General features: G+C 62.4%; 17 protein-coding genes and 1 tRNA gene. 7 read left to right on the top strand and 11 right to left on the bottom strand.

All coding sequences use genetic code 11. The features are described 5' to 3' along the window. Positions 1–74 precede the first annotated feature (74 nt). The 4 genes from AC0NIH_RS29445 to AC0NIH_RS29430 form a co-directional block, all read right to left on the bottom strand. A complete protein-coding gene (locus AC0NIH_RS29445; protein WP_473469095.1) occupies positions 75–2,255 on the bottom strand; it encodes a glycoside hydrolase family 16 protein in 2,181 nt (726 codons plus the stop codon). 915 nt (positions 2,256–3,170) lie between these two features. Next, positions 3,171–3,452 (bottom strand): hypothetical protein, encoded by a 282-nt coding sequence (locus tag AC0NIH_RS29440; protein WP_473469097.1) that lies wholly within the window; start codon positions 3,450–3,452, stop codon positions 3,171–3,173. A 74-nt stretch (positions 3,453–3,526) separates the two neighbouring features. Beyond that, on the bottom strand, positions 3,527–4,534 hold the full coding sequence (locus tag AC0NIH_RS29435) for a glycosyltransferase family 2 protein (RefSeq protein ID WP_473469100.1): 1,008 nt from the start codon (positions 4,532–4,534) through the stop codon (positions 3,527–3,529). Further along, positions 4,531–5,649 (bottom strand): glycoside hydrolase 5 family protein, encoded by a 1,119-nt coding sequence (locus AC0NIH_RS29430; RefSeq protein ID WP_473469102.1) that lies wholly within the window; start codon positions 5,647–5,649, stop codon positions 4,531–4,533. The genes AC0NIH_RS29435 and AC0NIH_RS29430 overlap by 4 nt, the downstream gene beginning before the upstream one ends. Here AC0NIH_RS29430 and AC0NIH_RS29425 point away from each other — a divergent pair. The 7 genes from AC0NIH_RS29425 to AC0NIH_RS29395 all read left to right on the top strand — a co-directional run bounded on the left by AC0NIH_RS29425 (position 5,639) and on the right by AC0NIH_RS29395 (position 15,430). Further along, complete coding sequence (locus tag AC0NIH_RS29425) at positions 5,639–7,507, top strand: glucosamine inositolphosphorylceramide transferase family protein (RefSeq protein ID WP_473469104.1); 1,869 nt, start codon at positions 5,639–5,641, stop codon at positions 7,505–7,507. The two genes, AC0NIH_RS29430 and AC0NIH_RS29425, sit on opposite strands and share 11 nt — an antisense overlap. 642 nt (positions 7,508–8,149) lie before the next feature. Beyond that, positions 8,150–8,950 (top strand): glycosyltransferase family 2 protein, encoded by an 801-nt coding sequence (locus AC0NIH_RS29420; protein WP_473469106.1) that lies wholly within the window; start codon positions 8,150–8,152, stop codon positions 8,948–8,950. Positions 8,951–8,955: 5 nt separating this feature from the next. Further along, complete coding sequence (locus AC0NIH_RS29415; protein WP_473469108.1) at positions 8,956–10,101, top strand: glycosyltransferase family 4 protein; 1,146 nt, start codon at positions 8,956–8,958, stop codon at positions 10,099–10,101. Between the two features lie 68 nt (positions 10,102–10,169). Beyond that, positions 10,170–12,071, top strand: a complete 1,902-nt coding sequence (locus AC0NIH_RS29410) for a hypothetical protein (protein WP_473469112.1) — start codon at positions 10,170–10,172, stop codon at positions 12,069–12,071. Continuing rightward, positions 12,058–12,816, top strand: coding sequence for a hypothetical protein (locus AC0NIH_RS29405; protein WP_473469115.1), 759 nt, complete (start codon positions 12,058–12,060; stop codon positions 12,814–12,816). The genes AC0NIH_RS29410 and AC0NIH_RS29405 overlap by 14 nt, the downstream gene beginning before the upstream one ends. A gap of 14 nt (positions 12,817–12,830) precedes the next feature. Continuing rightward, positions 12,831–14,105: a glycosyltransferase family 4 protein gene (locus AC0NIH_RS29400; RefSeq protein ID WP_224685832.1), complete on the top strand. Its 1,275-nt coding sequence runs from the start codon at positions 12,831–12,833 to the stop codon at positions 14,103–14,105. After that, positions 14,096–15,430, top strand: coding sequence for a lipopolysaccharide biosynthesis protein (locus tag AC0NIH_RS29395; RefSeq protein ID WP_473469118.1), 1,335 nt, complete (start codon positions 14,096–14,098; stop codon positions 15,428–15,430). The genes AC0NIH_RS29400 and AC0NIH_RS29395 overlap by 10 nt, the downstream gene beginning before the upstream one ends. Before the next feature lie 468 nt (positions 15,431–15,898). Here the strand turns inward: AC0NIH_RS29395 and AC0NIH_RS29390 are convergent, their stop codons facing one another. The 7 genes from AC0NIH_RS29390 to AC0NIH_RS29360 all read right to left on the bottom strand — a co-directional run bounded on the left by AC0NIH_RS29390 (position 15,899) and on the right by AC0NIH_RS29360 (position 24,020). Beyond that, a complete protein-coding gene (locus AC0NIH_RS29390) occupies positions 15,899–16,756 on the bottom strand; it encodes a class I SAM-dependent methyltransferase (protein ID WP_023776742.1) in 858 nt (285 codons plus the stop codon). A 295-nt stretch (positions 16,757–17,051) separates the two neighbouring features. Continuing rightward, positions 17,052–18,230, bottom strand: a complete 1,179-nt coding sequence (locus AC0NIH_RS29385) for an acyl-CoA dehydrogenase family protein (protein ID WP_084555611.1) — start codon at positions 18,228–18,230, stop codon at positions 17,052–17,054. 34 nt (positions 18,231–18,264) lie between these two features. Next, positions 18,265–20,271: a non-ribosomal peptide synthetase gene (locus AC0NIH_RS29380; protein ID WP_473469121.1), complete on the bottom strand. Its 2,007-nt coding sequence runs from the start codon at positions 20,269–20,271 to the stop codon at positions 18,265–18,267. Then, entirely contained in the window at positions 20,264–21,349 is a 1,086-nt protein-coding gene (locus AC0NIH_RS29375; RefSeq protein ID WP_473469123.1) for a TubC N-terminal docking domain-related protein, read from the bottom strand. The genes AC0NIH_RS29380 and AC0NIH_RS29375 overlap by 8 nt, the downstream gene beginning before the upstream one ends. Before the next feature lie 174 nt (positions 21,350–21,523). Continuing rightward, positions 21,524–22,423: a 4'-phosphopantetheinyl transferase family protein gene (locus AC0NIH_RS29370; RefSeq protein WP_473469125.1), complete on the bottom strand. Its 900-nt coding sequence runs from the start codon at positions 22,421–22,423 to the stop codon at positions 21,524–21,526. 273 nt (positions 22,424–22,696) lie between these two features. Then, positions 22,697–22,781 (bottom strand) — tRNA-Asn (locus AC0NIH_RS29365). Positions 22,782–22,877: 96 nt separating this feature from the next. Continuing rightward, positions 22,878–24,020: a GNAT family N-acetyltransferase gene (locus AC0NIH_RS29360; RefSeq protein ID WP_352715330.1), complete on the bottom strand. Its 1,143-nt coding sequence runs from the start codon at positions 24,018–24,020 to the stop codon at positions 22,878–22,880. Positions 24,021–24,286 lie beyond the last annotated feature (266 nt).

Below are 24,286 nucleotides of genomic sequence, written 5' to 3'. Positions count from 1 at the left end.
CCGCGTTCCATGTTCCTTCTCAGCTTTCGCGAACGCGACGGGTGTCGCACCAGGCGCTGAAGCCCTGGAGGCGATCAATGGTGCGGTCTGGTCAGGTACAAGTCCTGATTCCAGTTGGCTCCATTCGACAAGGACGCCACGATCTGACCGTGATCGGCCCGCCCGGAGTGACCGGCCAGGTACTGGTTCAGCAGCGCAAAACTGTGGCTTGCCAGGGACGCTGTGGCCGTGCCGGTCGCATGCCGATGATCCGCCGTGGTGGCCGCAGGCCGAGGATCCGTTATGGTCATGGTCTGCGGCGAGGCTGTCGCGACGGCGCCGGTGGCCGGGTCCTTCGCTGTTGCCGTCAACTTGAGTGTCGCCACCGGCTGGTCCCAGCCCCCGTAGTTCGATTGCAGCGTCAATCCGCTGTCGACCTGCGCGGCTGTCAAGGTGATGTTGCCGCCCCTGAACGTCTTGCCATCGAGTTTGTCGGTGATCGTCTCGTACCTCGGCAAGCCCGTTATGTTCACGGTCACGACATCGTTGGGGTCGGTCGTTGTCACCTCGACCCCCAGGTCGACCGTACCGCCTCCCCCGTTCACCTTGAGCGTGGAATCCGCGATGGTGAGTACCGGCGCGATCGATGACGGGGTAGTAGGGGTAATCGGGTTAGTTGGGGCAGTTGGGGCAGTTGGGATGGTTGGGGCTGTCGATGACGTCGCGACCTGGAGACCGGAGAAGGTCTTCACCGCGCCCGCAAGATTCGCAGCGACACCGCTTGCGTCCTTGATGCTCGCACCGTTCGGCAGATTGACGCCGGCGATGCCGAGCGCCGAGATATCGGTGTCCGTCGACGCGACCGTTGTGCGGAAGTTGAGCGCGCTCGTTCCGGAGCCGCCCACATAGGTGGCGGTCGCGCCATTGTTGAGCGATAGTGTCGGCGTGCCCGACACCGCCACGGCCTCGTTGAAGCCGAGTGTCAGCGTGACCGTGTCTCCGACGTGCTCGGTGCCGGTTCCTGGCGAGGCTGTGGCCTGCGTTACCGCCGGCAAGACCGGATCGATCTGGAGGCCGGAGAACGTCTTCATCGCGCCCGAGAGGTTCGCCGCAACACCGGATGCATCCTTGATGCTGGCGCCGCTCGGAAGATTGACCCCGGTGACAGCGAGTGCCGAGGTATCCTTGTCGGTCGAAGCGACCGTGGTGCGGAAGGTGAGCGCGTTGGTGCCCGACCCACTGACATAGCTGGCCGTTCCGCCATCATTGAGCGACAGTGCTGGCGTGCCCGTGACGGTTACGGCTTTGTTGAAGGCGACCGTCATCGTGATGGCATCGCCGGCATGCTCGATTCCCGTTCCCGGTGAAGCGGTGACCTGCGTCACCGCTGGCTGGATCGTTGGCGCAGGCGGGGTCTGGGTCGATGAGGATGTCGAGGGAGTGACGTTGGCGCCCGTGACGGTGTCGCCGCTGCCCGCCCTCTGATAGAGCTGAACCCCATCGACCAGCATCTGCATCGACGATGGGGTCGAGCTATCGAGAGCCGTATGCCATCCGGCCGCGTTGGAATTCGCGACCTGATTGCTCATAATCAATTCCATCGGTTCATTCGGGATCGGCACCTGCGCGCTGGTCACTTGCGCCATCTGTTTCCCGTCCAGATACCAAGTGATCGATTCACCGGGCACCCAGTTGATGCCGTAAGTATGGAAGCCGGCCGTGAGGTCGATGCCGGTGTCGACCACGCCGCCGAACTCCCCTGACGGCGTGTGGAGGTGGTAGGAGAACGCCTGGTTTGCCGGTCCCGAGCCGGTGTATCCACCCTCCTGCATATCGATCTCGAAATTGTCGCCGCTGGTGCCGGCGCCTTTGCCGGGCATCAGCCAGAGGCCCGGCCACGCGCCGTCGCCACTCGGCGCCTTCATGCTGATCTGAAGGTAGCCGCCATTGAATTCGAAGTTGCCATAGCTGCTGACCGCGCCGGACGTGATCGGGAATGTCTGTGCAGTTCCCTGGTTCATACCACTGACGGGCTGTTTGATCGCCGTGAGATCCAGCAGCCCGTTGCTCACGGACACTTGGCTCGGCATATCGTAGTCTGCATCATACGCCCCGCCCGGGCCGCTTCCACCTGATCCATAGCTGTTCCAGGCCCAGCCGTTGGCGGCATTGCTGGTGATGTACGTATGCCAATCGCTATCGAGCGCCGTGCCGGAGAAGGTTTCCTCGAAGACGAGGTCGCTAGAAGCAAAGCCTGCGGGTGCGGAAAGAGCCATTCCGTGATCCTTCTTTGGCGTTGAAAACAGGGGATTCCACTGCCGCGCATCGCCAAGGCGCGCGACATGTCACATGCTCGCAGCTAGCACAGCGAACGGATTTCAAAGTCGTGGAAAGTTGGAAGTCTTCGCCCTAGGCGTTGTTGTCGAGCGAACCTAACGTTGAACTCGCCATCGGTGGCGAGTGTGGTCGACGGGCTCTTCGGGCCTTCGCCCTTGAACCCACAAGGGGTGTGGCTGGCAACGCGCAAGATGTTCGACGGTTCGAGCCGCGGCCGAATTTAGGTTGAGCGCATCTCTCCCGGCGAACGATCTGCCGAGCTTGCTGTCTAGTATAGGCACGATAGTTCCTTAGTTTATTGCGTCTTTTTTGTTTTTCATTTCACCCGCGCCCCTAAGTAAAACACAGGCATTTCCGCTCGTTACTTAATCGCCCACACCGTATTGCGCCTACTGAATTGATCATTCGAGGACGATGTACGAAACCCAGCCGGACCCTACCACGGTTTACGGCGAGAATGAGGCTTGGTTAACGCTTATCAACACATTCCTAATATAAATTATTAACACATTCTAATATGGAAAGTGATCGAATAGCCGTCCCGAGACAGCCTTCCGGACGTCCTACCAAAACTGTGTCCCTCATTTGAAATGTTGCGCTGGTTGGGCGCAGGTTGGTTCGAGCGGGTCGTTGGTATGAAGTTCTCGAGAAGCACGGCCCGGATGTCTTCGGATGCTGCGTGGCGGACGAGCCGTCGAGGCTATCGGGCTGCCGGCGCGGACGTTTGACCGTGCCATTTGCGCGTCAATGCACTTGGCCGAGGTCGCCTTGCGGCGTTGACGCGCTCCAGCCTCTGCACGTATTGCTCAGCGACGTGGCCGGCGGTACGGCGGCGATATCCGCATCATCCGCTTTCAATCGCAACGTCCCATCCAGGGGAAATACGATCGCTTAAGCGGCTTGTTGAAATGGCTGAAACGTGGCCCAAGGGCGTGAGGGCGGCGCTTCGTCGTCGCGGGACGACCCTGCGGATTGTCAAATTTGAACCGCGCAACCAGTCGCCAAAGCTCTACCTCGTGGCCGTCTGCTAACCGCCTGGCGTGCTCATTCGCCGCATCGTCGTCCGTGCAGGCAAGGTTGACCCCGCCCATGAATTGGCCATCTTCATCCAGAACGTAAACCCGATAATGCGGCATCGCTTGTCCTCATCGGCGACAACATTCTAGTAGTCAGCCTCGCTGCGGAACGCGGAAGTTTTGGCTCCTGTGAGCTATCTCAGATGGGCCGCGTGGACCCGCGACAGCAAATGTTGTGACAAAGCGCCGGCGACCCCGCCGAGGCGCGTCGTGGCGTAGGCGAACGCAGTAAGGGCAAAGCCCGCCATGATCGCCCCGGCCCGCTGGGCGGCGCCGACGTTGCCGCGCATAGCCGCCCTCAGGTCGTTCGCAACGGCGCGCGGCAGCACCTCCCGGACGTAGTGCCATTCGGCCCCAAGGCCGTCTTTGGACCCTGCGAGACCCGTCAACACTGCCTTGGCGGTGCCCTCGACGAGGCAGCGGTGGACGAAGTATTTCCACGTGGTGCGCTGGACCGGCACCGCGTGGAGCACTCGCGCCGCTGGCCGATACGCCCAATAGCCCCCGAGGTATAGGCTGGCGGCCCGGATGCAGAATTCCGTCTCCTCGCAGCTCTCAGCTTTGCCGCCGATCCTTGCTCGGCCGCTGACGGAGAATCCGAGCTTGCGGCGCCCGAGGTCCGGCGCAAAGCCGCCGGCGCGCTCCAGCACGTCGGCGCGCACCGACATGTTGGCCCCGATCGGGTTGCGGATGCACCCGTCCCGCACGTGCATGCCGGCGTAGGTGCAGCCCACGACCCAGTGGAACTCGCCGGGAAACCACGAGGGCGGCGGCACCTGCCACAGCGGCTCAACCGGACCGCCGGCCCCCAACACCGCCGGATCCCGATAAGCCTCCAATAGCTCCTCCAGCCACTGCGGGTCGGCGACGGCGTCGTCATCGAGGAAAGCAATCACCGGGGCCGTGATGTATTCCGCTCCTGTCATGCGCCCGCCCGACAAGCCCGGTTGCCTGGCATTGGCGAGGACGGTAACGCCCGCAATCTCGCCAGCGGCGCGCTCTAGCAGGGCCTCGTTGTTGTCCACGACCACGACGATTTCACGCGGGGCACGTGTTTGGGTGCGGCAGGACCCGACCGCACGCTTCAACTCGTCCCAGCGGTCGAGAGTGTGCGCGCAGATCACAACGGAGGCTTCGGTCATTGGGCTTCCCGGACGGTTCCTGAGGCCAAGCGGGTCTGCGCCGCCCGGGCCGTCGCGGCTTTGAGGATGTTCCAGATCACGCTTCCATCATTGCGGATATCGAACTGGTCGTGTTCATCGACGGGATAGCGTCCGCTGTCCTGCAGCGATACCAGCCGCCACACCATCCAACCAGCGCAGCTGGGACTACGGGCAAGCGTATCAAGCCACATGGCGTAAGCCTCGGCGGAGTCCCGATTGGAGCGGGCATAGCCGAATTCCTCCAGAAGAACCGGCTTTTTGGCGCCGGCCGCCAACTGGCAGAACTCGGTGATCATGTCGTTGAATTGCTGGACCGTCAGGCTGTAATAGAGCGGGTAGCCGTGCCAGGTCCCGAAATCGAGAGTCGGGATTGTCAAATCGGCTAGCTTCACGGGAATGTTGGCATTCCCTGAGCCGACAAGGTGATTGGGATCGAGGGACTTGACGTAAGCCGACATTTCGCCAGTCCAGGCCAACAGCAATGCCTCCGGCTGCGCATTGCCTTCGTTCATCAGCTCCCAGGCCATGATGGTCGGGTCATCCCGGTAGGCGAGCCCGGTGAGCAGGTTGACGTGCTGCACGACGTGGCGGACCCAGGTCCTGTAGTCCTGCTTCGTGCGCGGGTCGGTGAAGAAAAACCGGGACTTGTCCTGGCTGCCGTACCAAGCCCGCATCTGCTGGGCGCCACCCGTGTAGTCCCAGAAATCCAGGAAGGCGATAATGAGCCTGAGGTGTCGTTTGCCGGCCTCGGCGATAAGGAAATCGACCTTTTGCATGCCGTTGGCGCCGTCATTGATCGCCATCCTGTTTTGACTTGGATCCCAGTAGAGCAGGTAGGTGCCCTTGACCGCGAGATTGCTGGCTTCGCCTTCAAGCCGCCAATCCCAGATCGTAGGGACGCTTCCGTCGATCGACCCGATCACCGGCTGAAGGAAGGTGCGGACCACATTGGCGCCCATCGCCACCGCGTCATCGAGAACGCGGGTGACCTCAACCTGCGAACCATAGGTCAGATAATGGTTGTTTACGCCGGTCACGAAGAACGGCTTGCCGTCCAACGTGAAATTTGTACCGGAAGTCTTGATGAAAGACATCGCCGATGGCTTATCCACGGTGCTCGCGATTGCCACAACAGACATGAACGCCAAAGCAAATGCACACAGCCACGCATTGCGCAGTCCGTATTTCGCCCCGTATTTCGCCCAATGCCAGTCGATCATCATCCCTGCATGTGGCTCTGGCCGGACGCCGAGTGCAATCGCCCCTAAGGATTACCTCCTCTGGCCTCGCACAGACCGGCGTCGATCGGGCATAGTGCTGCTTGGCTGGGTGGTTCTCGTCAAAGCTCCCGTCTTCTTGAAATCCGACGTGAGAACAACAATGCGCATTTGCTTGAGTCTCGATCCGTCGCGGCTGCTGCGCTGGCATCTATGGCTGGCAGAGGCACTCGCTGAAGTGCCCGGCAACGAGGTCTCCTGCGTTTTCGCGGCTGGCTGCCGCCCGCTGCCGTCAATCTTCCGTCTGCTGCTCGAACTCGAACGACTGGTCTATGGTTTTAGCGGGAAGGGCGCCGTCGACCCCGTAGAGGCGGCGCTGCGGTGCCTGCCGCCGCCTCCGGCCGGCCAAGCGGATGTGGTGATCGATTTGAGCGGGTCGGAATCGCTCCCGGCGGCGCGGCGCGTGCTCACCCCGATCTTCAATGGCGCACCCGGCGAGATCGGTGTCGTGGCGGCCTGGGTGCATCATCAGGATCTTCTCGTCGACCTGCATGACACGGCGCGCCCGTTGCGACCGTGGACGGCGCGCCCGACCAGTGCAGACCGACAAGTGTTGGCATTGAGGCTCGACAGCGCCCTTTCCTGCGCTGTGCCGCTGATTCTCAAGGCCCTGTGCGAGGAAACCGGTTCATCTGCGTCCGCTAATCCCGGTCCACGGACGGCGCTACCTTCGTGCGGCGCGCTTTCGGCCCTTGCAAGGGTGACCGGCACGGTTGCATCGAAGGCGATCGGGCGTCTGGATGTTCTGGCGAGGGGCGGCAGGACGTGGGGGGTTGGCTGGCGCATCGACGAATCGGCGAGTCTGCTCGACAAAGGCGAAGCACCCTTCAGGATGCTCACCGGGAATGCCGACAGCTACCTTGCCGACCCGTTCCCATTCCGGCATCAGGGGCAGGATTTCATCTTTGTCGAGCAGTATCTCTACTCAAAGAACCGGGGGTGCATTGCGGTCGTGGCCGTGAACCGGGACGGGACAGCCGGTGCATCCCGGATCGTTGTGGAGGAACCGCATCACCTCTCGTACCCGTTCGTGTTCGAGCAGAATGGTCAGATCTGGATGATCCCTGAATCGGGAGCGGCCAGGAATGTCTGCCTCTACAGGGCAGTCGAGTTCCCTTACCGGTGGACACGGGAAGCCTGCCTCATGGAAGGCATTGAGGGCTACGATACCACGCCGCTCTGGCATGAGGGCGGCTTTTGGTTTTTCGTCAGCCCAAGGCTGTGGAAGTCCACGTCCTGGGATGCCTTGAGCCTCTACCACGCCGAGAGCCTGACCGGGTCTTGGACGCCTCATGCAGCCAACCCGGTCCTGCTCGATGCCAGGCTCAGTCGGCCCGCAGGCGCCGTCATCCGACACGGCGGACGCGCGCTACGCCCGGTCCAAGACTGCGCGCGCGGCTATGGCGGCGCGGTGACCTTCTGCCAGATCGATTCGCTGAGCGAGTTGGAGTTTACCCAGACCCCGATCGGTCGCATCTGGTCAGGAGCGTTGGGATGTCACACCTACAACCGCCGGTCCGGCCTGGAGGTGATCGACCTGTTCGGGCATATGCGGGGTTTGCGAGAGGTCACGACCTCGTATCGGTTGCTGGAGCCTGAGGCGACGGTCTCGGGACTGAGCGGGGTCTCGGAGTCGTTTGGGCAGCCCCTCTCCTGGCCGGTCTCACCGGGTTAGCTATCCGCACAGGTACCCCGCCTGCAAAGAGCCGGACGCGCTCGAGCCTGCCAACACAGCTGCTGAAGGTGATCGCCGCCGCTGCCCGTACCTCTGCGCTGGCGGTGTGAGCTGAAAACAACCCGAAAGGATACCCCAAAAGAGTTAGTCTTCTATTGTCTTTTGCTAACCACCCATCTCCCTTTCATTTCATTTCTTCACCGGTAAAGCTCGCACAACAACAAAAACTTTAGGGGCCAGCCACAAGCGCTTTAAGGGCCGGCGACAAGCGTACCAATCTTCGTGCATCTCATCTTCATTTCATTTTGGTCCGGAGTCCGCAAATGGTTGGAGTACACCCGTGGATGTGGCGGTTATTGGAAATGGTCCCCACGACTTGTGGCCGGCAGTGCATTTGCGTGCGCGCCATGCGGAGCACCGGACTTTCGGGAAGCTCATCGGTCATGGAAGGACAACATGATCACCGGTATGTTGCTCAGATCCGTTCCAGTCCCGGCCTGCATTGCATTCGCACTGCCGCGAACAGCTTCGGCCTAGCATGTCGATTCGTGTACGGGGCCTATTACCTGGCACGACACCCGCAGTCCTGGCGCACTTTCAGCCCGTCCGTTGGGTTCCACTACTCGACGTCACAGCGCTGCCATGAATGAGCGTCTCCCCAGCAATCTCGCCCATGTCGGTGCCGTATTGCCGCCCGACCCGATTGATTTTGCACTGCAGCGAGCACTGACTCTGCCCCGAGTGAGCTTTATCGTCCCGACACTCAATGAAGCCGAGAACCTCCCTTGGCTTCTACCGCGCATCCCCGACTGGGCGCATGAGATTATTGTCGTGGATGGTCGTTCGACTGACGACACGGTCGCGGTCGCGCGCCGCCTGCGCGCGGACGTGAAGGTTGTCATGGAACCCCGGCTGGGCAAGGGCGCTGCACTGCAAGCGGGATTCCGGGCCGCCACGGGCGACATCATCGTGATGCTGGACGCTGACGGCTCCATGGTCCCGGAGCAGGCGATTGTCTTTGTCAGTGCGCTGATGGCCGGCGCGGATCTCGTCAAGGGGTCACGCTTTATCCAGGGCGCCGGTACCGACGACATGTCGCTGTTCCGGATGTTCGGCAACAGGGGGTTGACCCTGTTCGTGCGGCTGCTCTATGGCGGTTGGTTCTCCGATTTGTGCTACGGATACATCGCCTTCTGGACCAAGCACGTCGGCACGCTGAATTGCGACTGCGATGGCTTCGAGATTGAGACCCTCATCAACGTACGGGCATTGAAGAACCACCTCAACATCGTCGAGGTGGCGAGTTTCGAGGCTCCGCGCATCAGTGGAGTGAGCCATCTGCGCGCCATCCCGGACGGCTGGCGCGTCCTCAAGACCATCCTGCGTGAAAGGGTGCACCAACAGCACAGGCGAGGCGCGACAGCCTGTGATGACGGCGGGTAATCCTGATGCGAATCCTGATGGTTGCCGCTCGCTGCTACCCCTTCATGGGCGGCACTGAAACCCACATCCAGGAGGTCGGTCCCCGCTTGGTCGCGCGTGGCCACGCAGTCGACGTGCTCACTACCGATCCCTCGGGGGAACTGCCGGTTGAGGAGGAGGTGCGCGGCATGCGTGTGCGGCGCGTGCCGGCCTGGCCAAGGGAACTGGACCTCTATGTGGCACCTGGCATTTATACCGCGATCCGGCGCGGCGCTTGGGATCTGGTCCACTTCCAGGGTTACAGCAGTTTCGTGGCGCCGATCGGGCTGCTTGCGGCCGTCCGCGGGCACCTGCCGTTCGTCCTGACCTTCCACAGCGGCGGGCATTCCTCCCGGCTGCGCAACGCCGTACGCAGCACCCAGCATACGCTGCTCCGGCCGCTGGTAGCCCGGGCCGCGCGGCTGATCGGCGTCTCCGAATTCGAAGCCGACTTCTTCAGCTCGAGGATGGGCGTGCCGCGGGAGCGGTTTGTCGTCATCCCGAACGGCGCCGCGATGCCGGCTCCTAGCCCCGGCGTCAAGGTCGATCCACACCTGATCGTCTCGAGCGGCAGGCTGGAGCGCTACAAGGGCCATCATCGGGCGATCGCGGCCTTGCCCAAACTGATCCGCCGGGTACCGGACGTGCGGCTGCACATCGTCGGTACAGGGCCGTACGAGAGAGAATTGCGGCGCCTCGTCGCAGCGCTCGGCCTCGAGAAGCGGGTCACTATCGCAGCTATCCCCGGATCCGAGCGGCAGAAAATGGCAGACTTGCTGGCGAGTGCCGGGCTGTTCGTGCTGTTCAGCGAGTACGAAGCCCATCCGGTCGCCGTGATGGAAGCCCTGTCGCTGCGCCGTCCGGTCCTCGTCAGCGACACGTCGGGCCTGCGGGAGCTGGCCGCCAATGGCCTGTGCCGGGCGATTTCGTGCAGCGCCGGTCCGGGGGAGCTGGCCGACGCCCTGGCCGGGGAACTGGAGGCCCATCGGGAGGTTCCGGATCTGGCGCTGCCCGACTGGGATGCCTGCGCGCAAGCGCTGAACGACGTTTATCGTGATGTCCTGAGCAACCGATCCGCGGTCCGATTGCACCCCGGTGGGGTGATGTCGTGGCCTCGCGAGACGGGGGCATGAGGCGGATGGTATCGGCTCATTTCACTGCGGGCGCCAGGATAAACCCGATCAGGGCCGGGATACGGTTCGTGTCGGCCGTTATCGGTCCTGACCTTCGCGGCGGCAGTGTCGATCCCCCGCTGCAACGGGCCAACTCCGGATGGATCGCGGTTCTGTGCCTGGCGACCGCAGCGGCTCTACTCCTGGTCGTGGCAGGGCACGCGGCCGGGCGCCGGGGGTATGACGTGGCGCCGCTGTTCTTTTGGTCCGGTGTCGTCCTCTTGATCGTCCCAACCAGCCTTCGCATCGCCTGGCCGACAACAGCCCGGGCTGAGCGCCTTTTCCTCCTGTTCCTGCTTGCCGACGCTTTCTTGTATTGCAAGATCGTCTATTCCCCGACGAGCTTCGGCGGCTACGACGAGGTCTTGCACTGGATCGCGGCCCAGGATCTCATCGCCGCCCGCCGGTTGTTCCTACCCAACCCGCTCTTACCGATCGGGCCAACGTACCCGGCTCTGGAAATAGTGGCGACGGCGATCGTCAATGTTACGGGACTGCCTTTGTTTGCGGCGGCGACGCTCTTGCTGGTCATCCTCAAGGGCACGTTCATCGGTGCCCTGTTTCTGTTCCTTGAAAGCATCGCCGGATCGCCGCGTATCTCGGCCATCGCCTGTCTGGCCTATATGGGCTGCTCAACCTTTTTCCTGTTCGACTCGATGTTCGCCTACGAGAGCCTCGGCATAGTGCTGTGCGTGCTGACCTTCGCTGTCGAAGCAGCGTCCAAGGATCTTGTCGGGCGAGCGAGGTTGAAGTCGCTCGGGCTGATTGCGTTGCTGTTGGCAAGCCTCGCGGTCACACATCACCTCTCGGCCGCTTTCGCCGCCATCTATTTCGGATCGCTGGCGGCGCTGGAGGCTTGGCGCCGGCACGATCCCTTGCGCATCAAGACCAGCACTGCGGTGGGCCTCGCGGCGATCCTCGCCATAACCCTCCCGTCGCTGTGGGTGCAGGCCCGTGGCATCCCTCTCGCAGCCTACCTCGGCCCGGTGATTGAGTCCGGCTTCGTCTCATTGCTCAGGAAGGTGATGGGGCCCGCCCCACGGTTGGAGCACCTCGGAGTGCCGGACAAGGCCCTCTACATGCGGCTGACCACCTTGCTCGCGCTCCTGCTGGTGGCACTCGGACTGGCAACGGGATTCTTTCGGTCGCTGGCCATGGCAGCGCCTGGTGGTGCGCGGTCCGGTTGGCGTCCGATCCAGGACATTCTCAAACGTCGCTGGCACGAAAGCCGCATCATACTCCTCACCTTGTTGGCCTTCGGGTTTCCGGTCTCGGTGGCCTTCCGGTTGACCAGCGCCGGATGGGAAATCGGAAACCGCATGGGAACGTTCGTTTTCATCGGCGTCGGGCTGGTCGTCGCTGTGAGCGTCGTCCACTTCTGGGACGGGCGCGCGCCACGCGGGTTGCGCCGCGTCGCTCCGGCCGTTGCTCTGTCAGTCATCGTCCTGGGCGGCCTCATGAGCTCTTCGCTCAATCCGATCCACGGGCGCTACAGGGTGGCCGCAGATCAGGAGTCGATCGAACCGATGGGGATCGAAACGGCACGCTGGACCAAGGAATGGCTCGGTGCCGGCAATCGCTTCACCACCGACCGCATCAACCGCCTTCTGCTTGCGAGCTACGGTCGGCAGGACGTCAGGGTCGAGATCAGAGAAGGCGTCGATACCGCGCGCATATTCGAGGCCGAGACGTTGGAACCTGATGAGTTTTGGGCCTTGGCAGGAAGCGACATTGATTTCCTGCTGATGGACCTGCGCCTGACCACGACTCCGCCGGTGCTCGGCTTTTACTTTCAGCCGTGGCAGCGGCAGAAGGGACCGCTCTCGGGCGCGGCGCTGCTCAAGTTCAATGACGTCAAGGGCGTCACCCGCATCTACGACAATGGCTGGATCGTCATCTACGACGTGAGGGGATTGCATGAAAATTCGTAGCAAGCGGGACCTTCTGGCCGGCTGCCTGTGGGCGGGGGCCGCTGTGGCGGCCGTTGCGGTCAGCGACAGCGTGCTCCTCCGTACTGCCCTGGGCGCGCCCATGGTGTTCCTCGTCCCTGGCCACACGGTGCTGCGGGCCATTGGCGTCAAGACCACCTCCTTTGCGCAACACTTCGTCTACGCGGTCGGAGCAAGCCTCGCCGCATGCATCGCCGGGGGCTTTGCCCTGAACGCGGCAGGCTTCCTTGCGCCGCTCGGCTGGGCGCTGTGGTTCTGGGCCGTGACGGCCGCCGCGGCACTGGTGGCCGCCGTCCGCCGCGACACTCCCGATCTGCCAGCCTGGCCGGCTCCAGCGCGGGTCCGGCTTTGGCAGGGAGCCGTGCTCATGCTGGCGGTGCTTATTGCGAACGGAGCCTATGCGCTGGCCGTCCGGGACGATGCGGTCCACCGGGAATTCAAATACACCGAGTTTTGGCTGTTGCCATCGGCCGGTGGCGAGTCCCGCCGGATCACCGTCGGGATCAGGAGTGCCGAGGCCGAACCTCAGCAATTCGACGTGGAAATCACCCTTGATGGGCAGCCGTTCGCCGTTTTCCGATCGGTCGCCGTCGCGCCGGGCGACACCTGGACGCGAGAAATCCCGGTACCCGCCTTGGCAACTCGCCAGATGGCCGAGGCGCGGCTCTATCGACCGGCGGATAACCGGCTCTATCGCAGTGTTTCGACGCTGGTGCCGCGCATCTGAAAAGAGGCTCGATCATGCGCATCCTACTGCTATCGCAGTTCTATCCTCCGGTAATCGGGGGTGAGGAGCGGCACGTCCGCAATCTCGGCGCAGCGCTGGCGCAGCGAGGCCATCATGTCAGCGTCGGGACCTTGATGCATCCCGGCTCCCCCGAAACCGAGCTGGACGGCGCGGTCCGCGTGCATCGACTGCGCGGCACGCTCCAGCGTCTGTCGGGCCTGCATACAGATCCCGAGCGCCGCCATGCACCACCCTTCCCGGATCCCGAACTTGTCCTTGCCCTGAAGCGGCTGGTTGCCCGGGAGGAGCCGGATATCGTTCACGCCCACAACTGGATTTACGCGTCCCTCCTGCCAATCAAAGGCGTGGGCGGGGCACGCCTCGTGGTTACGCTCCACGACTACGGCCTTGTCTGCGCCAAGAAGAACTTCATGCACTTGGGCGTCCATCTCTGCAGTGGCCCGGCGCCGGCCAAGTGCCTGCCTTGCGCCACGGGGCATTACGGGGCGGTGAAGGCGGCCGTGACCACCTTGGGCAACTGGGCGTCGAGCTTCGCCGCTCGCCGCGTGGTGGACCGCTTCATCGCGGTCAGCCACGCGGTGGCCCGTCACACCGGACTCACCCAAGGCCGCGCCCCTTACGACGTCATCCCAAACTTCGTGCCCGACGATGTCGGGGTGCTTGGTCCGGAAGATGCCTGCCTGCGGGAGCTGCCCGGGGATGGCTTCATCCTGTTCGTCGGCGACATGATGCGCCTCAAGGGCATTGACGTTCTCCTGCAAGCCTATGCCCGCCTGGAGCGGGCGCCGCCGCTGGTCCTGGTCGGGCGCCGGGTCGCCGATACGCCAACCGAATTTCCGCCGAACGTTAGAGTCTTCAGCATGTGGCCGCATTCCGCTATCATGCATGCATGGCGGCGCTCACTGTTCGGCGTGCTGCCATCGGTGGGGCCAGAAGCCTGCGCGACAGTGATCATGGAAGCGATGGCGTCCGGCAAGACAGTCGTTGCAACCGACATCGGCGGCATGCCCGATCTCGTCGATCATGGCGAAACAGGCCTTCTCGTGCCGAGCGGCAACGCGCCCGCCCTCGCCAACGCAATGCAGACACTTCTTGACGACCGCGCCTTGCGAGCCCGCCTGGAGGCGACGAGCCTGGCTAGGGTCGAGCGCCTCAAGGCCGGGGCGGTCGTGGCCCGGATCGAGCAGGTTTACCGGGAGGTCCTGCGCCCAGCCGCCGGCAGGTCCGCGTTGCCGGTGCAAGGTTCGGGACAGCAATCATGTCGGTAGACCGCGCCGGGACGGCCATTATTCGCGTGCGCCGAAAGCTTCGAAAGAACGCCGCGCTGGTGATGAATTCCGGCGCGCTGGCAATCGGAACGGCTGCGGCGGCCGCTCTCGGGTTTGTTTATTGGTGGCTCGCGGCGCGGCTGTTTCCGCCGGAGGTGATCGGCAACATCGCTGCCCTCCTGTCCGTGATGGGGCTTATCGGCATGCTGGGGGAGGCGGGGATCGGGACCATGCTGGTGGGCGAGATCGTCCGCAATCCTGGCAAGGAGCGCGGTCTCGTGGCCGCGGCAGCGTGCGTCGGGGTGGCGCTGGCGGTCGGCCTGGCCTTGCTGTTCGTCCTCGGGCATGCGTACTTCTACAGCTCGACCGCGCTGATCGGCGGCTGGTTCGAGGGTATTGCGTTCGTCCTCGGCTGCGGTTTGACCGTTCTTGCCGTCGTGGCCGACCAGGCATTCCTGGGCAACCTTCGCAGCTCCGGCAGGATGATCCGGCTAGTGCTGTTCGGCACGTTGAAGCTGATGCTGATCGCTGCCGCCGCGATTGGCGGCTACACCTCCAATGCCGCGATTCTTCTGAGCTGGGCGGCCGGCCTGCTGGCGTCTCTCGTCGGCGTGGACCTGTTGACGCGGGGCGGTGCGCGTCATCTCGTTGGGCCTCCCGACCTACAGCTGCTCCAAACGCTCCGCAAGAAGGTCTTCGACCACTATGCGCTCGACGTGGCCGTGCAGGCCCCGGCCGTCATCATGCCCTACCTGGTGCTGGTTCTCCTGTCGCCGGCCATCAATGCCGCCTTCGTATCGTTGTGGATGTTGGTCTCCATGGCCTCGTTGATTCCCGCGGCCTTGGCCACGGCCCTGTTCCCCGTTGTGAGGGCGAGCCCGAAACAATCCAGACACGACATCCTTTTATCGGTGATGGCGTCGTTGCTCTTCTCGCTGGTCTGCGCCGTATTCATCTTCACCTATTCGCAGACGGTCCTTGCAGTCTTCAATCCAGCCTATCCTGAGATCGCCGGTTCGAGCCTGCGCTTCCTCGGCTTCAGCCTGTTGGGATCAACGCTTAAATTTCATGCCTGCACGCTGGCGCGGTTGGGCGACAGGATGCGCAAGGCATCTCGCTGGTTCGCGCTTGGCGGATTGCTGGAGCTGTGCCTGGTGATCGCGGGAGCGAAACTTGGTGGACTTCAAGGCCTGGTCCTGAGCTGGACGCTCGCCGTCAGCATCGAGGGTGCGTGTGCGGCCCTGATGTTGGCCCTCGCGACGAACCTCGATTCTGCAGCCGGCCCTGTGCGGGAACAACCGACCGCGTCGCGGCTCCAGACGTGAAGAGACATCGATCGTGGCACAGGGTTATCGACCGCAATTGGACGGCCTTCGGGCCATCGTGATCGGACTGGGTCGACCACTTCGGCGGGCCGTGTGCCAGAAGCGCTTTCCCATCGGACAGGGGGCGCTGGGGGTGTTCTGGTCCCTAGAGCAATTCCAGGAAAAGTGTGACATGGTTTTCCGTTCGGAATTGCGTAAAAACAAAGAGATAGAGCGGTTCGCCGTTTCCGTGAAACGGTGAAATGCTCTAGCCGTGGTGGCGATGTTCCCGAAGCGACCCGATTCCTGTTGTCCAACACTTGTTCTAGTGACGCCGATTGACCCCTTCGCCTTCGATCTGTCGATCTTCGGCAAGTTCGAGATCCTGGGCATCGGCGTGCTGATTGGCGCGCTGTCCGATTCCGCGTCCCGTGGTCGCCGACGCTCTCGAGGCCAGGTGGGCCCCCGCGCGTCTGAAGTCCGGCGCTGTTATTTGGTGGCGACTGCCGTGATGCCCATCAGGACGCCGGCCAATTGATTGCGCCGCAACCGAGCCGGAAGCTGTTGCAGAGCCACTTCGATACCGCGCAGGAGCCAGTAGGGCGGCGTAGCGAGCCAATATCCGCCGAACACCAGCGGGAACTCGATCAGGCGAAAGCCCGCTTGGAGCATCAGGGAGCGCAGTGAGCAATAGTCGTATTCCCGCATGTGCATGCCCGTCGCCACCTCGTCGAAATAAATCGAGATATCGTGCGGCCCCGTGATCGCGCTCGGGGTCGTGCACACATAGTGCGCGCCGGGCCTAAGCACCCGGTGGATTTCCCGGAGCTGGGCCTCGGCGTCCTCCACGTGCAGATGCTCCATGAGCTGGTCCGAATGCGCCAGATCGACGGAGTTGTCCGCGAGCGGGATCTCGACCCCTTCCGTCTTCAGGAAGCGGAAATTGGCCGGAGCGGCGGCGAAATCCACCAGGGCCTCCGTAACATCGAGGCCCAGCACCTCACGGGTGATCCCGGACAGCGCGAAGGGCAGCGAGGCGTCACCGCAGCCGATCTCGAGGTACACGTCGCCGCGCCCCATCAGAGGCGAGAGGGCCCTGACCTGTTTCGCGATCCGGTCTGGGCGCGAGCCGACGGCGGCTTTTTGCGGATGGTCCGGCAGGCTGTTGAACAGTTCCGAATATACCTCGGAATAGACTCGGGAACGCTCGTCGCGGGAGGCGCCCCGTAGCCGATCCGCGAGTCCGCGTTCGAGTTCGTAGTGCGCGATCAGGTGGTCGGGCGGCCGTGTGTCCTTGCAGCGCCGCTGGATCGCGACATAGTCAGGCTTCAGCTTCACGACCCTCATTCGATCTGCCCCGGGCTCGGAATCGTTTTCTATACCCATGGCCATGGCAGGTGACTTTCACTTTCAATGCTGGGCATCCCATCCCGAACTGGTGGAGCACCGTCGACTAGCAAGGCTCTGCCTTTATCGTGATCCTTCACCGCCAGCGGCACAACTACCCTTCATGGGCACTCCTTCCGGATAAGCCTTGGAACTCGGCCAATGAGCACATTGCTGCAGTGCTGCAGGAGCCGCTCAAGCGTATGTCCAACCCAGTCGCAACCGACAGCCCCCGTATGTGGCGGCGGCATTGGGCTCACGACATCGACGCGACCACCTCCAGCATCACCTCCGTTGCGCCGCCGGCGATGGACAGGATGCGGGCGTCACGCGTTATCCGCTCGATCGGACTCTCGCGCATGACGCCCATGGCGCCGTGGTACTGCACGCACGCATAGACAACCTCATTGACCAGTTCGCCGCAAATGGCCTTCAACATCGAGATCTCGCGCATGCAATCTTGGTCCGCCGCCATGCGCCAAGCGGTGGCATAGAGAAACTGGCGGCTTGCCTCCACCTTCGCTGAAAGCATCGCGAGACGTTGACGGATCGCTTGCAAGTCCCAAAGGGCGCCCCCGAATGCGCGGCGAGCTTTCACCCAGGCGAGGGTCATATCGATCGCCGCCTCGGCCGTCCCTATCGCCATGGCCGCGAGGACAAGGCGCTCGTTCTGGAAGTTGCGCATGATGGAGTAAAAGCCCTGTCCCTCCGCGCCGAGCACGCTCTCGGCGGGGATACGGCAACCGTCGAAGACGAGCTCCGCGGTATCGGAGGAGCGCCAGCCGTGCTTGTCCAACTCGCGGGCGACGCTGAAGCCCGGCGTGCCCTTCTCGACCAGGAACATCGTGATTCCGTTGCTTCCTGCCGAGGGATCGGTCTTGGCGGCGACGCAGTAGAGATCTGCGTGGACGCCATTCGTGATGTAGAGCTTTGTGCCGTTGAGCACGTAAGAGTCGCCCTCTCGGGTCGCGCGCATATGGATGGCCTTCACGTCCGATCCGGCATCCGGCTCCGTGATGGCGACCGCGGTGATCACCTCGCCGCTGACGATGCCCGGCATCCAGCGGGCCCGCTGGGCTTTGGTCCCGTCGTGAAAGACATACATGGAAGCCATGTCGCTATGGACCAGCATCGCATCGGCGGCGCCGCCATAGGTCGAGCGCCCGAGCTCCTCGGCGAAGACCGTCGATGCAACCGCATCCATCTCGGCACCACCATACTCGGCCGGGTAGCGGATGCCGAAGAAGCCGAGTTCGCCCATGCGGCGCAGGACCGGACGGGGAACGAACCCGTCCTCTTCCCAGCGATCCGCACAGGGCTTGATCTCCTCCTCGACGAACCGGCGGACCTGGTCCCGCAGGAGTTCATACTCCCCCGTTGTCCACGGCAGCCCCGATCCTCGCGACGGTACCCAAGCGTTGTCCATCATCTTCATCCGCCCCAAGGCCATTCGGAGGGCCGTTCGAAAGCTAGAGTTCGATTTCCTCTCTCGGTCCCTCGAGTGAAGGGGCTCTGGAATCGGCCACCCAGCGCATTGCGTCTATCACTTCCGCCAGTCCGGCCACTGTCGGGCGCTCGAAGAGATTGCGAAGCTGCACGTCGACGCCGAAGGTCTTTCGCATTTTTGACACCGCCCGCATCACCAACAGCGACTGCCCGCCCAGGCCAAAGAAGTTGTCGTCCCGGCCGATCGACTCGACCTGGAGGAGATCGCACCACAGCGCGGCCACCATCTTTTCGGTCTCCGTCGAGGGAGCGGCGAAGTCTTGTGCAGGCTGGATGTTTTCCGCCGTCGGTTCGGGAAGCGAGGTGCGGTCGATCTTCCCGTTGGACGTGAGCGGCATCCGTTCGAGGCGAACATAGTGTGTCGGAATCATGGACTCCATGAGTTCTTCGGCAAGGTGGGCGCGCAGGTCCGCAACGGTCACAGGTTTCGACGAGACATAGTAGGCCACAAGTCGTGCGATGCCGTCTTCGACCGCCGGCGGTTCGACATGGCCGAGTTGTGTCGCCGATTTCACCACCGAGGTGGCGATGGCAGCGACAGCGCATTCCTGAACGTGCGGGTGCTTCAGAAGCCGCGCTTCGATCTCGCCCAGTTCGACACGCGCGCCACCAACCTTCACCTGATGATCGGCGCGGCCGAGAAAGTCCAGGCGCCCTTCCGCATTCCAGCGGGCGAGATCGCCGGTCTTGTACAGCCGCAGCTGCGAAAACCGATCTCGGGGATCGGCGGCCGTAAGGAAACGTTCGTCAGTGAGGTCAGGGCGATTGAAATAGCCCCTCGCCAAGCCGTCGCCGGCAATGAACATCTCACCGACAATGCCGGGGGAGGTGGGCTGATGTGCCTTGCTGAGGACGTAGATGCCCGCATTGGCGGCCGGAACGCCGATCGGCACCGATGAGCTTTGGTCCCGGTCGATGTCGAAACGGTGTATCATGCAGCCCACCGTGGCCTCGGTTGGTCCGTACTCGTTGTAGATCTCGACAGGATGGGGGATGGCTTTCGTGATATCGCGAGCCAATTCGGTCTTGAAGTCCTCGCCACCCACGATGAACTTGCGCAGCCTTGTGGTCCCAAGATTGCGGTCGCGGATCATCGCGAGATGCGCCGGCGTCAGCTTCATAATATCGACGGCATTGTCGTCGATGACCTTGAGAACGACCATGCTCTGGATTCCGGGATCACCAAGATAGACCACGATGCGGCCACCGGTGATGAGTGGCGTGAAGAGCGTCGTCACGGTCAGGTCGAAGGCGAGGGATGAGAAAAGGGGCCATGCGAGACGTTCGCCGGAGCTGTACACCCGAGCGGCCCACCAGATGTAATTCACCAGGTTCCGGTGCTCGATCACAACGCCCTTGGGCGTGCCGGTCGAGCCGGAGGTGAAGATGATGTAGGCGGCGCCGTGCGGAGTGGCAGCCGACGGTCGGGCCGAGACCGGCTGAGCCGAGATCGACCCGAAATCGGCGTCGAGCACGAAAATGTCGGCAAGGTCCGGGGAAATGACGGACCGCAAGCGCGTCTGAGTGATCGCCACCGGCGCCCGCCCGTCGGTCCCGTTGGCAATGTCCTTCAGGATTGTTGCGAGACGCCCCTTCGGTGTTGCCGCATCCACCGGCACATAGGCCGCGCCCGACTTCAGGACGCCTAAGATCGCGACGACGACTTCAATGGAGTGCTCCATGAACACAACGGCAATCCGGCCCCGCCCCACGCCGGTCGAGCTCAGATGCGTAGCCATTTGGTTGGAGCGTTCGTTGAGCTGCTGGTACGTCAGCGTTGCGTCGCCGAAGCGGATCGCTTCGGCATCAGGATTACGCATCGCCTGGTCGAGGAAGAGATCGATGATCGTCCTGTCCGACGGGTAGGGCGCTGCCGTGGCGTTGTACTCGACGACCAGCGCCTGATGATCGGCATCTTTCAGCAGGGAAAGCGCTCCGCCCTCCGCCGTGATAGGTAGGACTTCATTCATGAGATGCGCTCCCGATAGCAGATCGTTCAGCTTTTTGGGTTGCTTGGCGATAAAGTTCTGCGATGGCAGGTGCGTCCGGTTCCTCCAGCATAAGGGTATCGTTGCAGTCCTCGGGCCCGAAATAGAATTCGGCATGGGGGACCACTCGAAGCCAGCGGTGCGGTGCTGCACCCGATCGCATCCAGGCCTTGTTCGGAAGGAATATGCATACTTGACCCGAATACGGAGTGGGAATGTACCGCCGCAAAGCCGTGATCGCCGCGGATTTGAGCCGAGCTCTGCTCGCCAGCACCGGATCTGACGTGACAGGCTCTTTGCTTCTGCGAATGGGGGTCACGATGGCGCGCTCGCCGAGATTCCGCAGGCGACTGCCGAAATGTCGGAGACGGGCACCGAATGTCGGCATTTTCGCCATCTCTCGCAGGAGTGACTCGGCGCTACGGCTAGCATTGAAATACAGCAGACGCGGCAATTTGCTAAAGGTGGTGGGGTGAAGAGGGCCAAACAGCGCTACGCATGGGATCTCCGCTCCGCGTCCACACAGGATTTTGGCCAGCTCGAAAGCGGTTGCAGCACCGGAGCAGTAACCGGCGATGATGTATGGACCAGTGGGCTGATATTCGACGATCTGGCGGGCGAAGTACTTGGCGATATCTTCGACGCGGTCCATCGGCTCGCTCTGCCCATCGAAGCCAGGCGGCTGGAGTGCGTAAAACGGTTGATCGCCGCCCAGGTGCTTCGACAGGTCCGAGAATGAGAAGGGGGCGCCGATATGCCCGGGTACGGCATAAATGGGCGTGCGTGTTCCACGAGACTGCAGGGGAATGATTGCAGGCTGTTGCCGAGCCGCCGCCGTGGCCATGTTCAGAAAGGCGATGATTTCGCCCTTCCGGTTCCGCAACTGGTCGGAAGACTCCGCCGTCAGTGTGCCAGCTGGGGCGTTGCACCGCAGCCGATCGCCCTCTACCCAGACCTTTATGTCCTTGACCGCGAGGTTTGCGAGAAGCTCCGGGATGTGCATCACGTTTGCCGACACAGGGCTTCCCGAACCACTTCCTTCATGATTCACGACCCGCATCCCAACTCCCTCACCACGACGGTTCACCGATGAAACTGCGGCCTCGTTCTTCGTACGCCCGTTGTGGAGCGCTGCCCGTTGTGGAGCGCTGCCCCGTCAATGAACTTGCGTGCCCTCGTTTATCCACAGTGCATCGTAAGCGAATGATGGCATCGCGGGCACTTCAATTCCGGACTACCAATTCCGGACTACCACCGTCCCGATGTATCCAGGTTTCGGTACGAATCTACGGACAGCCCAATCCCCTTCATCCCAGGAAGAGGGCTGTCCTAAGCCGCACCCCAGGGCCTTGGAGATAGCCTCCAGCCGGGTCCAGCGCCGGAGGAAGCCCTCCAGCCGGTCTTCGGGACCAAGGGCGGTGTAGGACCCATACTCGGAGGCGGAAAAGCAGAGCGCTGCGATCTCGTCCGCTTCGGGCACAGGGCGAACTGCCTCGATGTCCACCCCGACCTCCTGCCTGGTCGAGAGGGCGACGACCGCGACATCTCCGGATCGTGAGACGCTGAAGCACAGATCGCGAGCACCCATGCGGTGCGAGAGGTGTGGTTTGCCTCGGTGCCCATATTCTAGTTCGACCTCGGATGGCGAGATTCCCAGTTTGGAAGCGAGGACCTGACGCAGTCGCCCACGTGTAGCGACAAAGCGCCGGCGGTCCCGCTCCAGTCTCAACCCCTCGGCGCGCCGCCGTTCCTCTTCGTTGAGGCAAACACCTATCTCGCGGACGACGTTCGGCTCCACATCGAGCATGAATGCCAGGATCTCTAAACCATCATTCTCGAGAACCGGCATTATGGTCTCGGGTCTCAGCTCGATTTCACCCAAGACGTTTGGAGGGGGCGGTGCCGGCTCCACAAGAAGCTGACTGACGCCGATTAATCGATGTTCCGGCCGAACCGAGACAGCATGAGAATTCCAGCTCGCGCCCACGCCATGACGATCGTTCCCGCCCGCGTCAGAAAATTCGATAGAGTCGAGCTCAGGGTAGCAGTCAGGAGTCATACGTGGATGCCGATCGCTGGGAGCGCTCATGCGCACAAGTGCCAATTCTTTCAAATGAACGGCAGCGCCATTCATGCGGATTTCCCCGATGAAACAATCACGTAGGGGCGAAAGCAAGGAGCGCCTGGTGGATATTTTGGTGTATGGATGGGCTACGTCAAAACACCCAGGCATACCGCTGCTCGCAAGGGGTATGCCCGGAGGCGAAACTGCCAAATGTCTCTTGCCGGACTGACAGTGAACTGGCGCTCCAGGGATCTCCTTGCTGGGAGGCGGATCGGTGGACCAAAAGTACTCGCGCGTCGGGCAGAAGGGGCCGAAATGCCCTTCTTCAACGACCTAAAATGATGGCTCCAGCGGTAGGAGTCGAACCTACAAGCCTGTCGGCGCCGCATCAACAGTGCGGTGCGTCTACCAATTCCGCCACGCTGAAACATAGATTAGAGAGCCCGCCGCGCTGTGCTTCAAACAGCGCTCGTCCGGTGGGCGATATAGAGTGAAGATGGACCCTCCTTCTTTGGTTGGCGCTTCAAGCCATGGCCTCTTTCATGTTCGCAGCAATGGTCCCTAGCACTCGCTTGGCACCGCGCAACTTTGCCTCGATGCGGCGCTCTGGACCGTCTCTGCCTATGGCGATCCACTTCATGGGATGCTCCGCATTGGCCAGGTGCGACTTGTGCCCCGAGAAGCCTGCCAGAAAATCGTAGCTGCACTCCCCGCGTCCGATGCTGTCCTCGATAGCCAGAACATGGCTGATAAGCCCAGGCTTAAGCCGGCCGTCGCGCTCAAAGAGAAAGCCGCTTTGGTAGTTGTAAACACGGCCGTCATGCACGAAATTGTACAAGACCCCAATTGTCTGGTCCCCAGCCAACGTCCGCGAGATGCGCACGGTCCCAGTGGGAACTCCGAGTGCAATGAGGTCTTCGTGAAATCGGCGGAAGCTCGGATTGGCAAAGGCGCCCTTGCGTCCCCACCGCGCCTGATGAAGCTCGGCCAGCAAATCAAACGCGGCGAGCGCCTCCAAAGTGCCTTCCATGGTCTGGAACGCAATGGGGCCGCGTTCAGTATATAACCGCATGGCGCGGCTTACCGCCTGCCGAGTATTGCGGCCCAATGTGGCGCGGAAATTTCCGCCTTTCCGGCGGACTTCTGCGAAATCGATCCACCGCGCCGTATCGTCCGCTCTCACATCGGTAAGGAGCCCGGCCCGGCCCGCAGTGCGGCAAGCGGCCAGCTCAAAGTCCGGATCGATTCCCGAGAGCACCAGCTGGTCAGAGTAGCGCAAGTGCTGCGCTAAAGCCTCGAGGCATGCCACCCTGGTGGCATCGGCCAGGGATCGCTCCGCAAGAATGTTGTTGTACTCGATAAACAATCGATCGAAACGAACATCGCCGGTTTCATTGAGTAGCCAACGCGCCCGCGCATGTGGCCCGAAGCTCCAGGTGCTCCGCCGGCAAATAATCGCCAACCCAACGATTCTGCTTGACGTCCGGGCGACCAGAATATGTGGTTGAGCGCCCCCCGGCAGATGCCGCAGCCAAGTTCCGATCCAGAGCCAGGACAGGTAGAATGAGTGAGTTGCTCGGGCTTCGAGCTCCTTCCAAATGGCTTCAAGTCTCGCGATGTCCGGCAAGGCCTCCACGGTCACATCGATAACAGCATCCTGGGGCATGGCGTGTCCTACAGAAGCCGCACGTTAGGGTTGTGCACCGATGATTGAGACATCGCGAACTCCTGTCCTTGTTGCGCGCTGCTGGTCAGCCATGGAGCGCCCGGGGGTTTGCCCTGTTTGTAGAAGTTTCGTATCGCCGGCGCGGGAAGTGAAGACCCTATTCCTGACTACCCACGGCGGGCAGTCCAAGCCACACTTCGAACTCGGCGGAGACGGATATGCCCGTTCGTGAAACGGCTGAAGCTGTGGGCGAGTGATCGTTGCGG

It is taken from the genome of Mesorhizobium sp. WSM1386 (assembly GCF_055901595.1).
This window is presented reverse-complemented; position numbering and strand designations above follow the sequence as displayed.